The sequence below is a fragment of the Herbivorax alkaliphila genome (assembly GCF_030848475.1).
Taxonomy (GTDB): domain Bacteria; phylum Bacillota; class Clostridia; order Acetivibrionales; family Acetivibrionaceae; genus Herbivorax.
Map to the genome: position 1 here is coordinate 48,017 of NZ_JAVDDS010000001.1, position 16,147 is coordinate 64,163.

The 16,147-nt window shown below is 32.4% G+C and carries 12 protein-coding genes and 1 other annotated feature; of the genes, 1 reads left to right on the forward strand and 11 read right to left on the reverse strand.

All coding sequences use genetic code 11. The annotated features are described in order from the left end of the window. Positions 1 to 165: 165 nt before the first annotated feature. Both RBH29_RS00180 and RBH29_RS00185 read right to left on the reverse strand, forming a co-directional pair. Positions 166 to 1,233: a peptidylprolyl isomerase gene (locus tag RBH29_RS00180; RefSeq protein WP_306694218.1), complete on the reverse strand. Its 1,068-nt coding sequence runs from the start codon at positions 1,231 to 1,233 to the stop codon at positions 166 to 168. Between the two features lie 153 nt (positions 1,234 to 1,386). Continuing rightward, on the reverse strand, positions 1,387 to 2,223 hold the full coding sequence (locus RBH29_RS00185) for a stalk domain-containing protein (protein ID WP_306694219.1): 837 nt from the start codon (positions 2,221 to 2,223) through the stop codon (positions 1,387 to 1,389). A gap of 324 nt (positions 2,224 to 2,547) precedes the next feature. Here RBH29_RS00185 and RBH29_RS00190 point away from each other — a divergent pair, with 324 nt between their 5' ends. Then, positions 2,548 to 3,453, forward strand: a complete 906-nt coding sequence (locus tag RBH29_RS00190; RefSeq protein WP_306694220.1) for a peptidoglycan-binding protein — start codon at positions 2,548 to 2,550, stop codon at positions 3,451 to 3,453. Between the two features lie 144 nt (positions 3,454 to 3,597). On the opposite strand, the gene RBH29_RS00195 is transcribed toward RBH29_RS00190, so the two are convergent. The 9 genes from RBH29_RS00195 to xylA form a co-directional block, all read right to left on the reverse strand. Then, positions 3,598 to 5,562 (reverse strand): S-layer homology domain-containing protein, encoded by a 1,965-nt coding sequence (locus RBH29_RS00195; protein ID WP_306694221.1) that lies wholly within the window; start codon positions 5,560 to 5,562, stop codon positions 3,598 to 3,600. Between the two features lie 348 nt (positions 5,563 to 5,910). Continuing rightward, the gene (locus tag RBH29_RS00200; protein WP_306694223.1) at positions 5,911 to 7,176 is read right to left on the reverse strand and encodes a methyl-accepting chemotaxis protein; all 1,266 of its coding nucleotides are present in this window, start codon (positions 7,174 to 7,176) and stop codon (positions 5,911 to 5,913) included. Positions 7,177 to 7,624: 448 nt separating this feature from the next. Then, the gene (gene trpA / locus RBH29_RS00205) at positions 7,625 to 8,395 is read right to left on the reverse strand and encodes a tryptophan synthase subunit alpha (protein WP_306694225.1); all 771 of its coding nucleotides are present in this window, start codon (positions 8,393 to 8,395) and stop codon (positions 7,625 to 7,627) included. Continuing rightward, positions 8,388 to 9,572, reverse strand: coding sequence for a tryptophan synthase subunit beta (gene trpB / locus RBH29_RS00210; protein WP_306694226.1), 1,185 nt, complete (start codon positions 9,570 to 9,572; stop codon positions 8,388 to 8,390). The genes trpA and trpB overlap by 8 nt, the downstream gene beginning before the upstream one ends. Positions 9,573 to 9,711: 139 nt before the next feature. After that, positions 9,712 to 9,960: a binding site (T-box leader), on the reverse strand. A gap of 111 nt (positions 9,961 to 10,071) precedes the next feature. Further along, the gene (gene gmk / locus RBH29_RS00215) at positions 10,072 to 10,617 is read right to left on the reverse strand and encodes a guanylate kinase (RefSeq protein WP_306694227.1); all 546 of its coding nucleotides are present in this window, start codon (positions 10,615 to 10,617) and stop codon (positions 10,072 to 10,074) included. 84 nt (positions 10,618 to 10,701) lie between these two features. Continuing rightward, positions 10,702 to 11,775, reverse strand: a complete 1,074-nt coding sequence (locus tag RBH29_RS00220; protein ID WP_306694228.1) for an AI-2E family transporter — start codon at positions 11,773 to 11,775, stop codon at positions 10,702 to 10,704. A gap of 243 nt (positions 11,776 to 12,018) precedes the next feature. After that, positions 12,019 to 13,305 carry a homocysteine synthase gene (locus tag RBH29_RS00225; protein WP_306694229.1) on the reverse strand — a complete coding sequence of 429 codons (1,287 nt, stop codon included), beginning with the start codon at positions 13,303 to 13,305 and terminating at the stop codon, positions 12,019 to 12,021. 258 nt (positions 13,306 to 13,563) lie between these two features. Further along, positions 13,564 to 14,613 (reverse strand): aldose epimerase family protein, encoded by a 1,050-nt coding sequence (locus RBH29_RS00230; RefSeq protein ID WP_306694231.1) that lies wholly within the window; start codon positions 14,611 to 14,613, stop codon positions 13,564 to 13,566. Positions 14,614 to 14,820: 207 nt separating this feature from the next. Then, positions 14,821 to 16,140, reverse strand: a complete 1,320-nt coding sequence (gene xylA / locus RBH29_RS00235; protein ID WP_306694232.1) for a xylose isomerase — start codon at positions 16,138 to 16,140, stop codon at positions 14,821 to 14,823. Between the last annotated feature and the right edge of the window lie 7 nt (positions 16,141 to 16,147).

The window sequence follows — 16,147 nt, forward strand, 5'->3', positions numbered from 1 at the left end:
TTCTTTTTTTAGAACTCTCTTATATTTTTTGCTTAAATCTTAAACATATTAAATACTTTGCTCTTAAATATAATACCTTTATGAAAGAAGCAACCTAACAAAACATTTTTAAATCCATCTTGCTAGGCTGCACAACTAAACTTTTTTAACGTTTATATCGACTTACTAATCAAGTATACTAATTGAGTCTAATACTTCTTGATTGATTGCAAAATCTTGTTTTTTCCACTGTTTTAAATTGTTTTCAAATTCCTGTTTTTGCAAAGTCTGTTTAATGCCTTCTTTAACATATTCAAAACCATGTCTTTCATTAAGCTTTAACACCATAAAGCCCGCAGGTACTTCTAGCATAGTGAGTTCTCCCTCATCTGAACTAAAACTCCATTCTTTTAAATCCTCGCTTGCACTGTTTCTGGAAAAAGTATACTCATTTCCATATAATTGATATTCCGGGTCTTCTGTGTATTCCTCTGTCAAGCTATCAAAATCTTCACCAGCCTCCGCCATGCTCAAGACCTCTTTCGCTAACTCTTTTTTCTCTTCTATTTCTTCTTCCGTCATAGGGTCATCATACTCATGAGTCTCTGTAAGAAACAAAATATACTTAATACTCACCATTTCAACTCTATCAATATTATCATCATAATACTTTCTAATATCTTCCTCGTCAATTTCAATATTTTTAGCTGCCTCATCTTTATATTTTGCCGAAAGTATAAGCTCTTCATTTATCTTCTCGTACTCATCTAAATTCATACCAAAGTCTTTTTGTAGTTTTATTTCTGCAAGTTCCTCTCCTCCATTTGTTTGAATATATTGCCACATAAGCTCATCTATTTCTATATTGTCTAATTCATCTAGCTGAACATTCTCTTCTTTTGCTCTGCTAACCAATAATTTTACTTCTATCAAATCATCAAGAGAAGCCCTCTTTACTATATCTTTTCTCTTTTCGCCATCAATTTCTTCTTCCCAAAACATTTTTATTTGCTCATCATCTGCCCCACTTAAATTAGAACTTTCTTCTGATATATCTTTCATATGACCAAGGATAAATCTTAATTCTGATTCTGTTATCTTTTCACCTTCAACCTCTGCTACAAAGCTGTCGTAATCTTCAACAGCATGTCCATTTTCATCGTTAACTTCATTACCATCTGAAACAAAACATGAAGATAAACTAAAAATAATAAAACTTAATAAAATAAAACTTATAAACTTTCTACACTTCATAAAAAAACCCCCATTACTTACTAAAAACTTAAACATGTAAGCTTTTAATAATTTCCTTTACTTTTCTTGATATAATAATTCCCTAAATCCATTATAAACAATTTAGTGCTAATTTGAAATAGGTTTGGCAACTTAAATTGAATTTATATTTTATTAGAAATAAAAATACATACCATCTATTATTTCATGTAAAGTTACACTGTTAGTTGCAAATGGCACATTGTTAAAAAACAAAGCATTATCTATATTATTAACTCCTTCTAACGCCATTTTAGAACTTATAATACAGGCTCTCGTAGGCTCTAGCTCTTTAAATCCATCCCTGTGTGCAGGGGGAAATTGAACATTATATGCCTTATCAAAAATAACATCATAAATGTTATCAGGAAACCGTGGGCTTTCTTTTCTGTTTAGTACCACATTTGCAATTGCTACCCTTGCATCTAGAGATAAACCTCCACCTTCCACATTTGTTATTCTAGCAAGCCACATTAAGTCTTCGTCAGTGTACTCCCTTTCATATATGTAGTCTTTTGAAATCTCAATATCTTCTTTCTCAATTACTACAGAATATGTTGATTCATCCCATTTTACACCACAATCTAAGTTTTCAGCAATAAACCTAACAGGCACCATAATGCGACCATCAACAATTTCAATACTTGTATCCATTGTTTGTTTTATATCATTTACTAAAAGTATATTATCATCAACATACATTTCAATTTCAGTGTCCTCATAAAGTATAACTGCTTTTTCTTTTTCAGGTTCCCAGATTACATCAGCCCCTAATGTCTCTGCTATAAAACGTATCGAAACATGTGTCCTGCCATCAGTTATATACGGCTGAACATCCATTTTAACAAAATTATCGTTTACCTTAACAGTTATAAATGTCTGCCTTGAAAGTCCTGCCTGAACTTCCTGTTGCACCACTGTAAACACACAAAAAAGCAAAAGAATCGCTATAGTCTGCTTCATCCATCTCATTTAACAATACCACCTTTAATAATTTTCAATTCTAATTCACTTAAGGGTAAAATTCATTATCTCCTTTAGAATCTCTGTGAATTAATTATATAACTTTTTAATTTTACTACATTATCGATTTTATAATAACCTTTGGACTATGTCAATAAAAGCATCCTACCTAATAATGGCACTGCACTTTATAGTTTTATATTATTTGTCTTGATTTTAGTAATTTGTGGTATGTGTTCAGAATAGGTTTACATAATTAGTTCACTTTTGTATAATACCATTATTGCAACACTGCAAACCCCTAAAAAGTTTAGTACAGAAAGGAGGATACAGATGCAAGCTAAAAAAACAATTTTGTTATTGTTAATTATAGTTGTATGCTCTCTACAACCAATATCATCCTATGGAAATTCATCATATTCAAATCTTAGATTGGGAAGTAGAGGCAATGATGTTGTAAGGCTTCAACAAACTCTACAAAACAGAGGCTACTATCAAAGTTCCGTAGACGGTATATTTGGAAGTATAACCGAAAGAGCAGTCATTAACTTTCAATTAGATAATAAAATTACCGTTGATGGCATTGCTGGAACTCAAACAAAATCTCTACTTTACTCCAGTCAACCAAATAACAATTATTCTAATTTAAGATTTGGAAGTAGAGGAAGTAAAGTTACAAGGCTTCAACAAACTCTGCAAAACAGAGGATACTATCAAAGTTCCATAGACGGCATATTTGGAAAAATAACTGAAAGAGCAGTTATTAACTTTCAATCAGATAATAGACTTACAGTGGATGGCATTGCTGGAACTCAAACAAAGTCTTTGTTATATTCAGAAAACAGCACTGAATTTTCTTCACAATCATATAATTCAGACGACGTATACTGGCTTTCTAGAATTATAAATTCAGAAGCTCAAGGTGAACCTTACCAAGGACAGGTAGCTGTTGGAAACGTTGTGTTAAATAGAGTTAATTCACCTCGGTTTCCAGATACAATTTATGGTGTTATTTTTGAATACTACAAGCACATTCCTCAGTTCAGTCCTGTTGCTGAAGGTACAATTTATAATATGCCTTCCCAGTCCAGTGTACAAGCTGCAAAAGACTCATTAAATGGAGCAAGGCCTGTTGGAAACTCAATGTACTTTTTTAATCCGGATAAATCGGCTGGAACGTGGATTGTACAAAATAGGCAATATCTTACAAGGATAGGCAATCACATTTTTTATCTATAGACAACTTTCTATTGTTAAAGAGGGCTTTTTATAATAAAAGCCCTCTTTTATAAAATCTGAGGTTAAAATTTTCATTTTTATCTTTTAAGTAAACTGGTTTAACTTTATCAAACATCCACAATCTTAGAAGAACATCAAAAACCTTTAATTTCCTAAAAAGCTAAAGTGCATATAATCTCTATTGTGGCTTCCCCATGCGTCACCACCCCACGCCCATTGGTAAGCTTTAAATATTTGCACTACAGAACCATCTGGTGGTATAGAGTAAGGATTTACTCCTGGTTCCCATCTACCTTGAGTAACCGCTACTCCATTTAATACATGGGGATTGTCTGCCCAATTTATGTCTATAGCAGTTCCATAATTGTGTTCAGAAATTCTGTTATTTGAACCATAAGGTGGTCTCCAATCATATCCAACTACTGAATTAATAGGGAACCTTTCTTCGTGTTCATATATTAAATTAAATATCTCTAAAGTCTCATCTGCAATTTTCTCATTAACTGTAAGATCTAAAGTTTTTGTGATTTTTTCTCCAGTACTAGAATCAAAATCCCATACTTTAATATCAATTTTTACCATATGTGCATCAGCTTCTTCTTTAGTGCTATAAGTGTTATACGTGCCATCATCATTTTTCCCAAAAATGTATTCAAGTCTCATTTCCCTCAATTTTCTCTCATCAAATCTAGAAGAAGAACCACCTCTTGTAGCCGGCATTAAATAATCTTCATCTGAGTCTGAGTAGTTTTGAGCTAAAAAACTATCAAATGAATTGGCCTCTATTAAATAATCTTGATTATCAAAAGGTCTTGAAGAAAGAATGTCACTTGACACACCATTTGCTAAAATGTTTTCAATAATGGTACACACCTCTGCTCTTGTTACATTTGAACTGGGATTAAAACTACCATCTTCATATCCTCTAACAATACCATTTAAATAACACTGGGCTATTAATTCTTTTAATGAATGAGAAATTGATGCAGAATCTTCAAAAACACAATCCACGATTGCAGGATTAACATATGAATGATTTAGTCCTGCTGCACTTGCAATAACTGCCACCGTTTCTTCTCTATTTGCAGGTATATCTGGATTAAAAACTTCATCTTCTATAAATATAAAATGATTGCTTATTTGAGATATAAAATCATTTGCCCAATGTTTTTCAATATCTATAAAATCACTTGTAAAATCTTCATCTAGTGAAAAGTTCAATGCATTAAACACCATTGCTGAAAGCTCTGCTCTTGTTACAGGCTCATCAGGATAAAACATCCCATCAGGAAAACCTTTTATAATTCCCAATGAATACATACGCATAATTATGTCTTTAGCCCAATGATTTTTTATATCTGAAAACTCTATTGCCTGTGCAGTTGGAAAAAGAACCTCATCCTTTTTTATCACAACTTCCTCGAATAAGGAATCGGTATTTTCCTCTACTTTAATTTTATATGTTTTTTTTAATTCAGTTATCTCAAATATAAATTCTCCTGCTTTAGTCGGAATACCTGAAATGTATCCATCCTTAGAAAAATCCAAGCCTTCTGGAAGAACTTTACCATCTAAATTGATTTTTTCATTGTTGTCATTTGAAAATATATTTATAGGTCCGTATTGGCTACCTTTATAGGCATTTGGTAAAGCTTTAGGTTTCATATTCTCAGAGTCACTTTTACTATTTATCTCTATTTCAAAAGTTGAAGATTGTTCATCAAATTTAATCCACTTGCCATCTTGCCTTTTATAACAGATAAAAACACTATACTTACCTGATTCATCAAAGGTAATATCTCCCTTAAAATGATATGAACTATCTGGATTAATCGCAACAGTTCTAAACCATTGAGAATTCGAGTATTGTTCTTCTCCATTAACAACTGCTGCCATTATAGAATCAATATAAATTGGTTCTTCTTCTTTGTTTTTTATAGAAAAAACAACTGTAAGTTTTTGCCCTTCATAATAAGGAGCTCTTTCCATAACAGAAACAGGTGTAATTATTTCTATATTTTCATCTCTATCTCCACCTGAACTTGTAACAACTAAATTTGACATAAAAAAAACAAACATAAAAAAAACAACAAATACTTTTGTCCTCATAAAAATACCCCTATATACATTAATTTGTTTTTCTAAGACTTTACTATCAAGGACTGCATTCAATCCATTAGAAATAGTACAAGGCTTTTTTTAAAACTTTTATATTTATATTGTACATACTGTTATTGCATAACACAAGTGTTATTCAGAAAAAAGTTAGACTACTCTCATATTTCTATATCTTAAAAAAGATAGGTATCTATGGAGGGAGTGTATATGAATTGGTTTAGTTAAATTCAGGTGGAGATTTCAATCCACCTGAAAGTTATGATATAAATTTTAAGGGTAGTATAGGGTGTTTCTAGAATCTTGTTCTTCACATTTAATATATACTGTACTTTTATTCACTCACTTAATTTTATATTTTTTAAGCTTGTTATCTAAATCTATTACCATCTGTTCTAACTTTAAAGAATTCTCTTTCATTTCTTTTACATACTTTAATTCACTTTCAGTAATGGCAGCAACTTCTTGAGTGGAAGAAGCTGTTTTCTGTGATACCAACGAAATGTTCTCACTTGATGAAATTGCTTCATTTTTAACATCTAACATTTTAGATACTGACTGATTAATTTCATTATTTTTTTGTACTAAAGAATTAATTGCATTGGCGATATCATTAAAAGCCCTATCTGTTTTACCCACTGCAGAATTCTGATCAATGGAAACCTGCTTAAACGTTTCCATTGAATCAATTGCCATTTTAGACTCCTGCTCAATATTTGACATAAGAATATTTATTTCCTCTGTAGATTTTCTGCTTTGATCTGCAAGTTTTCTTACTTCTTCAGCAACAACAGCAAAACCTTTACCTGCTTCTCCAGCTCTTGCAGCTTCTATAGCTGCATTTAATGCAAGAAGATTTGTTTGTTCCGAAATTGTTTCTATTGATTCTACAAACAAACCAATATCTTTTGTTTTATTAGCAAACTTTTCAACTACTGAAAATATCTTTTCATAGGAATCATAAGTGACCTCTGACTTTTCATGTAAAACACTCACTGATTGCAGACCTACAGAGTTTAATTGGTTAATACTGTTTGTCTCTTTAGTTACATCCTCATAGCTATCAGATAAAAAGTTTATTTGATCTGATAGCCTATCTACCACTTTTACACTTTGATGTGCTTCTTCTGCTTGGGAAGATGCTCCTGCTGCTATATCTTCAGCAGTTTTTGACATTTTATCAATTGATTTTAATGTTTTTTCCGAAACTACAGCTACACCTTTAGTTGACTCAACAATTGAAGATGACAGTGAAAAAAAATCTCCAATAAGACTTCTTGTATCTTCAACTAAATTATTCATGCAGGATATTATTTTATCAATATAATCAACATTGATTTTTTCTAATGATTGTGAATAATCACCCTGATTATATTTTTCCAGTTGCTTATTCATATTGTTAATTGCTTTTTTTAGCGTTAAATTTGTAGCTTTATTTATAATTAAAGCAATTATAATACAGACACCTGCACCACTTACGAAAGCCATAGGTGCCTCAGACATTCTATAAATAAAAAGACCGAAAAATATTGCAATAACGATTACGAAACTATATGCTATGTTTAATGGATTCAAGTATTTTTTTATTCCTTTTATATTGTTTTTCATAAAAATACCTCCGACAATTTTTTATAGTATAACTCTTATTTATTTTTAGCTTTATAATCTGTTTAGGTAATTTATTTTCTTAAATTAGATTGACAAAAGTCTGTATAAAATTTAAATGCGATATTTATGTATAATGATTTGCAAACAAAAGCATCCATTTTGAAATGAATATCTACGAGATAACACAAGTCTTTATATCTAATAACATGTCTAACATTTCCACGTAGTCTTAGTAAACATTACTTATCTTATATATTCTACAATATCAGTAGAATATCCTGCTAAATAATAAATTTTTAAAATTTTTTTATTTTTAAAAAAGCACCTCTAAGTATAATGATTAGAGATGCTTTTTAAATATATTTTTGTAAGTGAACCTTCACTTTTAGTAATTCTTAAAATATGCCATTTAACAATAACAAAATCTTTGGGATGAATTTACACAAAATCAAACAATTGCTTCCTTCATAGTGCGTACATAATCTAACACATAGGGTACACAGTTTTCACCGTACTTGCCTATAATTTTAACAATTGCACTTCCCACAATTACCCCATCAGAAATTTTACTCATTTTTGCTGCTTGCTCTGGATCAGAAATACCAAAGCCAATTGCACATGGAATGTCATTTACCTGCTTTGCCGCCTTAATCATTTCTCCTACTTCACTTCCGATATCCTGACGAACTCCAGTTACTCCCATAGAGGAAACACAATACAAAAATCCCTGTGCTTCACGTGAAATGGTACGTATACGACTTTGTGAGGTTGGTGCAATCATTGAAATAAAATCAACTCCATATTTTGATGAAAAGGGGATGATTTCTTTTTTTTCTTCAAAAGGAATATCAGGGATAATAACTGCCGATACATCTACTTCCTTGCACTTTTTCATAAACTTATCAGTCCCATAAGTAAATACAGGATTTGCATATGTCATAAAAGCTAACGGAACATCACAGGATTTTCTGACATCTGAGATCATATCAAAAATTTTATCTGTCGTTGTTCCACCTTCCAGTGCACGATAATCCGCTTCCTGGATTACAGGCCCTTCTGCAACTGGATCAGAAAATGGTATACCAAGTTCAATCAAGTCAGCACCTGCATCAGCCATTTTTATTACCAATTCTTCAGTGACTTTAAGGGTAGGATCTCCTGCTGTAATAAATGGTATAAAAGCTTTCTTGTTTTCAAATGCATGTTTTAATTTACTCATATACTTCTTCCCCCTTATAACGAGCTATTGCAGCAACATCTTTATCTCCTCTTCCAGAAAGACAAATTACAATTATTTGATCTTTCTTCATTTTAGGCGCAAGTTTTTTGGCATATGCCACTGCATGAGAGCTTTCAATTGCAGGAATAATGCCTTCCATTCTAGAAAGGTATTCAAAGGCTTCAACAGCTTCTGCATCTGTAACAGACACATATTCTGCTCTCTTCATGTCTTTTAAATTTGCATGTTCCGGACCTATTCCAGGATAATCAAGTCCTGCTGATATTGAGTACACAGGTGCAATCTGACCATATTCATCTTGGCAAAAATATGACTTCATTCCATGAAATATACCAGGAGTTCCTACTGTCATAGTTGCTGCATGCTTATCTGTATCTATACCATGCCCTGCTGCCTCACATCCAATAAGCCTTACCTCTGTATCCTTAATAAAATCATAAAATAACCCCATTGCGTTACTGCCTCCTCCGATACACGCCATTAAAACATCCGGCAGACGACCTTCTTTTTCTATCATTTGTGATTTAACTTCTCTTCCTATAATGCTCTGCATGTCCCTTACAATTGTAGGAAAAGGATGAGGACCCATTACAGAACCAAGCACATAGTGAGTATCATCAACTCTATTTGTCCACTCACGCATTGTTTCATTAACTGCATCTTTTAAAGTTTGAGTTCCACTTGTAACTGTGTGTACTTTTGCACCTAAAAGTTCCATCCTGAAAACATTAAGTGCCTGCCTCTCTGTATCTTCCTTTCCCATAAAAATTTCACATTTTAGTCCTAAAAGAGCTGCTGCAGTAGCAGTTGCCACACCATGCTGCCCTGCTCCTGTCTCCGCAATCACACGGGTTTTACCCATATGCTTTGCAAGCAAAACTTGTCCTAACACATTGTTTATTTTATGTGAGCCTGTATGATTAAGATCCTCTCTTTTTAAATAAATTTTTGCTCCACCTAAATCTTCACTCATTTTCTCTGCATGGTAAATAAGTGACGGTCTACCTGCATAGTTTTTTAACAATTCTTTTAACTCTGTATTAAAAGTCTTGTCATTTTTAAAATGGTTATATGATTTTTCAAGTTCACTAACTGCATTCATAAGTGTCTCTGGTATATACTGTCCACCATGAATTCCAAATCTTCCCTCTGGCATAAAACATCCTCCTTTTATCAATCATTAAAAGACTGCATTTTCTGTTTTTAAAACTTTAAATCTAAAAGCAACTCATAAAAAATTTAACCTCTTTTGTTTTCACTTTTTTTGCAAAGAACTCAAAAAAAGCCTTTATCCCATAAGGGACAAAAGCCATTAACTTCTGCGGTACCACCCAATTTGACGATAAACGCCCACTCAACTTGTATACAATCATATACATCCCCCTGATAACGGATAGGGTTTTCCGTAAGCACCTACTCTTGATTACAATTTAGGGGCTTCCCTCTCAAGTCCATTCAAAATAACCCTTGTAACTGCCTTTCAGCAAACAGCAGCTCTCTTTGTACAAAAAATTATTCCTACTATTCTTAATCATCGGTTTATGCTATTGTTAAAATTATAGCACTCTAAAATCCCTTTGTCAAACGCTGATATGTTTTTACACTTTTGGGTTTGTATGCCTCTAGCTTATCACTTACTGCCAAATATTAAAGAATTATCTCTTTTGATATTCCCTATTAATTATTTCTGTAATTTTTTCAATAGCATCTTCTAATTTATCATTTACTACTATGTATTGATATTTTTTTGACATCTCTTCCTCATAGTCATATCTTGCAAGTCGTGCATCAATTCTTGTTTCACCCCTAGATTTAAGTCTTTCAATAAGCTGTTCTTTAGAAGCAGGCTTTATAAAAATAGTCACCACATTTTTAAGATTTTTGGCCAAAACCTGAGTTCCATCTACATCAATATCTTTTATAAGAATTTTCTTATCTTTAAGTTTTTCTTCAACTATTCTTTTAGGAGTACCATAATAAAATCCATGTACAATTTGATACTCTATAAGTTCTCCCTCTTTTATCATTTGTTCAAATTCTTCTTTTGTCACAAAAACATACGGTTTTCCAGGTTCTTCACCACTTCTCATCTCCCTTGTTGTAATGGTAGGCATCAGTTCAATATTATTACTTTGTTTTAAAACCTCATTAATAACTGTATTTTTTCCAACTCCAGAACTTCCTGATAAAATTACAAGCATATAAAACACACCCTTCAATATTCATCTTTTTACCACTTTTAAAAATTATAAAAATTTAAGCTTTCTGATAATTATATATTATATTTATTTTTTTGCAAATTTTTCTCTAAGTGATTTTCTAAAGTCCATAACGTGCTTAAAAACTACAATTGCTGTTGCAGTCAAAGGAACCCCAATTATCATTCCGATAATTCCAAAAGCATTTCCAAACAATAAAACCGAGAACATAACAGCTAAAGGATGAAGGCCTACACTGCGAGACATAACTTGAGGAGAAATAAAACTAGACTCTACCTGCTGTACAACAACTATCAATATAATAACCCACAAAGCTGTTATTGGGTTGTCCATCATAGCAAGAACTACCGGTAATATTCCTCCTATCCATGGACCAAAATAAGGAATGATATTGGTAACTCCTGCCACAAGTCCAATTGTAAGAGAATTAGGAACACCTATTATTTTGCACCCCACTCCTGTGAGTATACCCACAAATGCTGCTACTATAAGTTGTCCTCTTATAAATCCACCTAATACAACATTTATCTCACCTGCTATAACAACTAATTTTTCCTTTGCTTTATTATTTATCAACCTCATAAATGATTTTATAAGAGTATCTTTATCTTTAAGATAATAAAATGAAATAATAGGTGTTAGCACTATGTCTAAAAGTGTACCTGTGCTTTCCACTATTGCAGTTGAAAGCTCACTAAAGGAATCTCCTATAACTTCAGTAATTCTCTCTAATTCACTATCTATATTTATGTAATCGTAGACTACTTCAGGCAAAATCCACAACTCTCCAGCTCTAAAATCATCTATAATTCTATTGACAAAATTTAGAATCTTCGGGATTTCTTCGCTGACAAACTCAGAAATATCTCTGGAAAACCTAGGTATAATTATTGCAAATGCAGATGACACTATGATAAAGATTGAGAAAAAAACAATCAATATGGCAAAAACTCTTTTTACTTTTCTCTTTTCGATAGAATTAACAACTGGATTTAAAATATATGCAACAACTAAAGCATAAATAAAAGGTCTTATAATACTTATAAAACTTTGTCCAAGTATTATTATAAATATTAATAAGAATAGAAATAAACCAATATCCATTAAAATATGCCGCTTGCTTTTAAGTTGATTAATCATTTTTACTCCTTTTATTCTTTGACTTTATTAGTGATTTGAATCTTTAATTTAAATAAATATAATTAGATAATGGCTCAAGTAACATATTAATTTAACTTTATTATACTGATTTTTTAAATAGATAGCAAGTTAAAATTAGAGCTTGGAGGTATCTAATAAATGATGTGTTGCCTTAGGAAGTGGGTGTATTAAATAAAAGTATGGGGCATTTAGCCCCACTCACTTTTATTTAAATATAATTAATTATTTAACTGCTTTTTTTAATGCCTGATCAAGATCGTAAATAAGATCTTCTGCATCTTCTATACCAATAGAAATCCTTATCTGCTCAGGAGTGACTCCTGCATCTTTCTGTTCTTGCTCTGACAACTGTCCATGAGTTGTAGTTGCAGGATGAATTATAAGAGATTTTGCATCTGCCACATTTGCCAAAAGCGAAAAAACCTGAAGACTGTCAATGAATTTTTTAGCAGATTCTATTCCACCTTTAATTCCAAAAGTAAATATGGAACCTGCCCCTTTTGGAAAATATTTTTGTGAAAGTTCATAATATTTACTTTCTTTAATTCCTGGATAATTAACCCAGGATACATTAGGATGACTTTTTAGAAACTCAATAATTTTCTTAGTATTCAAGACATGTTTTTCAACTCTCAATGATAGTGTTTCAAGACCTTGAAGTAGAAGAAAAGAGTTAAAAGGACTAATTGCTGCACCAGTATCTCTTAAAAGTTGAACTCTCGCCTTGGTGATATATGCCAAAGGTCCTAATGCCTCAAAATATTTTACTCCATGATAACTTGGATCTGGCTCTGTGAGTCCTGGAAATTTGCCACTTGCCTTCCAGTCAAATTTACCCGAATCAACAATGAGACCTCCTATTGATGTGCCATGTCCACCTATAAACTTTGTTGCAGAATGTACAACTATGTCTGCTCCAAAATCAAATGGCTTTATTAGATACGGTGTTCCAAAAGTATTGTCAACAATTAGAGGTAATCCATTTTCATGGGCAATTTTTGCTACTTTCTCAATATCAATAAGATTTGCTCCTGGATTTCCAATAGACTCTATAAATATTGCTTTTGTTTTTTGATTAATTGCTTTTCTAAAGTTTTCAGGTTCATCTGGATCAACAAAAGTAGTTTTTACTCCGTATTTTGGTAATGTAACTGAAAATAAATTATATGTTCCACCATAAAGAGTGCTAGCAGATACAATTTCGTCTCCACTCTCTGCAATGTTTAACACAGCATAGGTTATGGCGGCCGATCCTGAGGCAACTGCTAAAGCACCCGCTCCACCTTCCAATGCCGCTATTCTTTTTTCTAAAACATCATTGGTAGGATTCATTATTCTAGTATATATATTACCAGGTTCCTTTAATGCAAAAAGATTCTCTGCATGCTGTGCATCTTCAAATACATATGAAGTAGTTTGATAAATAGGAACTGCTCTTGATCCTGTTGTAGGATCAGGTTCCTGACCTGCATGTACCTGTAATGTGTCAAAGTTTAATTTTCGATTCATATTATTCACGCTCCTAACATTTTTATATATCATTTTTTAATCCCAACTAAACCTATATGTTTTATATAATAATACATGCAAAAACTAAATTTGTCAACATGTTTATAAAAATAAGGGTGTATATATTAAAGGTGAAGAACAATGTTTATTCCATATTTTCATTCACTTAAATAACATGCACCCATAAAGGTAAAAGGGCGATTTTCTTGCTTCCTTTCTATCTAGAAACAAAAAAATCGCCCTTTTAATTTACTGGTATTATACAAATTTATATATAGTCTTGTGCTTATATTCGTCTCCTGCCTTTAGAATTGGTGAAGGAAAATGTTTGTGTTTTAATGCATTTGGGAAATACTGAGTTTCAAGACAAATTCCGCTTCTCTTTTTATACTTGACCCCATCTTTACCAACTTGTGAATCTGCAATATTATTACCTGTATAAAACTGTACTCCTAGCTTTGTCGTGTAAACTTCCATACGCCTTTTGCTAATTGGATCAAATACTTCCGCCGCTTTTTGCATTATATCTTTTGTATCTAAAACCCAGTTGTGATCGAATCCTTTTCCATATAAAATCTGATTATCTTTTTCTTCAATTGCTTTTTTTATTGGCTTCATTTGCCTAAAATCCATAGGAGTACCTGACACCTCTCTTATCTCTCCTGTAGGTATTGAGTACTCATCTATTGGAGTAAACTTTTCTGCATTAATCATAACTTCATGATTTAATACATCCCCAAAGCCATGACCTGAAAGATTAAAATAAGAATGATTTGTAAGATTCACCACTGTATCTTTGTCAGAGACTGCATAGTATTCAATTGAAAGAGCATTGTCCTTTGTAACTTTATAGATTACAGTTACATCAAGATTACCAGGATAGTTTTCTTCTCCATCTTTACTCCTATAAGACAATTTGAGACACTCCACATCATCTTTTTTCATTATTTCTGCATTCCAGATTACACTGTGAAAACCTATATTTCCACCGTGGATATGGTTTTCTCCATCATTTTTCGCTAAATTGTATACTTTACCATTAAGCTCAAAAGATGCACCTTCAATTCTATTAGCATGTCTCCCTACTATTCCACCATAATAACAACTGTTTTTAAAATAGCTGCGGATGTTGTCGTATCCTAAAACAACATCATCCACTTTTCCACTGTTGTCAGGAACAAAAAGTGATACCACTATCCCGCCATAATTTGTTATTTTCGCTTTCATTCCAGAGTCATTAGACAATGTATATATATATATATTGTCCAAGTCTTTTCCCTCAGAAAATTTTTCTTTAATAATACCCATAATATTTCCTCACTTTATTTAATCTTATTCTAAGACTCCACCTAAATCCCCGATGTTTAGCTTTAGCTAAACGAGTTCACTATAAGTCTCTACCTTCTAGGGGTATTGCTTATACTCCTTTATTCTAGTAAAAGACTGCTTTAAAAGCAGCCTTTTACATCGTTAAACAAGGGAATTATGGTATATAAAAAATTTATATTTTAAATATTACCCTTCTAAAATATATTGATTAAGAATAGCTTCAAGCATTTCCTGCTTACCTGAAACATTTTTAACCTGATCATTTTCAAGAGCATGTTTTTCTAACTCTTTGAAACCAATTTTTCCATCTACAATATCTTTTCCTATGCCACTTTGATAAGTTTTATATCTTTCATCAATAAATTTCTCCAACTTGCCATCTTGAACCATTTTATATGCAACTTTTAATCCCTTTGCAAATGTATCCATGCCTGCAACATGAGAATAGAAAAGATCTTCTGGTTCAAATGAGCCTCTTCTAACCTTAGCATCAAAGTTTAATCCTCCAGTTGTAAACCCACCTGCCTTTATCACTTCATACATTGCAAGAGTAGCATCATAAATATTGGTTGGGAATTGGTCTGTATCCCATCCTAATAACAAATCTCCCTGATTTGCATCTATACTTCCAAGCAATCCATTTATTCTTGATACATGAAGCTCATGCTGGAAAGTATGAGCAGCCAAAGTAGCATGGTTTGCTTCAATATTCATTTTAAAATCTTTATCCAGTCCATATTTTTGTAAGAAACCATATACAGTTGCAGTATCAAAATCATATTGATGTTTTGTAGGCTCTTTTGGCTTAGGCTCAATTAAAAACTGTCCTTTAAATCCAATTTCTTTTGCATAGTCAACAGCCATATTCAAAAATCTACCCATATTGTCAAGTTCAAGCTTCATATCAGTATTAAGTAGTGTCTCATATCCTTCTCTTCCACCCCAGAATACATAGTTTTGACCACCAAGTTCATGGGTAATTTCCATAGCTTTTTTAACCTGAGCTGCTGCAAATGCAAATACATCTGCATTTGGAGAAGTAGATGCACCATGCACAAATCTAGGATTTGAAAATGCATTTGTTGTACCCCACAACAACTTAACACTGCTGTTTTTTAAGTAATCTTTTATTTTTGCAACTATTTCATCAAGCCTTTTATTAGTTTCCCTCAATGTTGAAGCCTCAGGTGCTATATCTCTGTCGTGAAAACAGAAAAATGGAACCCCTAGCTTTTCACAAAATTCAAAATTTGCATCAACCTTTGCCCTTGCAATGTCCATAGCATCTGTCATACCATCCCAAGGTCTTACAGCTGTACCAGCTCCAAATGGATCTACTCCCACGCCCTGAAATGTGTGCCAGTAAGCAACTGCAAATCTCAAATGCTCTTTCATTGTCTTTCCGGCAATCACCTCATCTGGATTATAATATTTAAACGCCAAGGGATTATCCGAATCTTTACCTTCGTACTTTATTTTCGAAACATTCTTAAAAAACTCTGCCATCTTTATT

Bases quoted from the DNA above. Each gene is read 5' to 3' on its own strand.
- RBH29_RS00180 (WP_306694218.1), bottom strand. From the start codon at position 1,233: ATGAAGTGTAGAAAGTTTATAAGTTTTATTTTATTAAGTTTTATTATT.
- RBH29_RS00185 (WP_306694219.1), bottom strand. From the start codon at position 2,223: ATGAGATGGATGAAGCAGACTATAGCGATTCTTTTGCTTTTTTGTGTG.
- RBH29_RS00190 (WP_306694220.1), top strand. From the start codon at position 2,548: ATGCAAGCTAAAAAAACAATTTTGTTATTGTTAATTATAGTTGTATGC.
- RBH29_RS00195 (WP_306694221.1), bottom strand. From the start codon at position 5,562: ATGAGGACAAAAGTATTTGTTGTTTTTTTTATGTTTGTTTTTTTTATG.
- RBH29_RS00200 (WP_306694223.1), bottom strand. From the start codon at position 7,176: ATGAAAAACAATATAAAAGGAATAAAAAAATACTTGAATCCATTAAAC.
- trpA (WP_306694225.1), bottom strand. From the start codon at position 8,395: ATGAGTAAATTAAAACATGCATTTGAAAACAAGAAAGCTTTTATACCA.
- trpB (WP_306694226.1), bottom strand. From the start codon at position 9,572: ATGCCAGAGGGAAGATTTGGAATTCATGGTGGACAGTATATACCAGAG.
- gmk (WP_306694227.1), bottom strand. From the start codon at position 10,617: ATGCTTGTAATTTTATCAGGAAGTTCTGGAGTTGGAAAAAATACAGTT.
- RBH29_RS00220 (WP_306694228.1), bottom strand. From the start codon at position 11,775: ATGATTAATCAACTTAAAAGCAAGCGGCATATTTTAATGGATATTGGT.
- RBH29_RS00225 (WP_306694229.1), bottom strand. From the start codon at position 13,305: ATGAATCGAAAATTAAACTTTGACACATTACAGGTACATGCAGGTCAG.
- RBH29_RS00230 (WP_306694231.1), bottom strand. From the start codon at position 14,613: ATGGGTATTATTAAAGAAAAATTTTCTGAGGGAAAAGACTTGGACAAT.
- xylA (WP_306694232.1), bottom strand. From the start codon at position 16,140: ATGGCAGAGTTTTTTAAGAATGTTTCGAAAATAAAGTACGAAGGTAAA.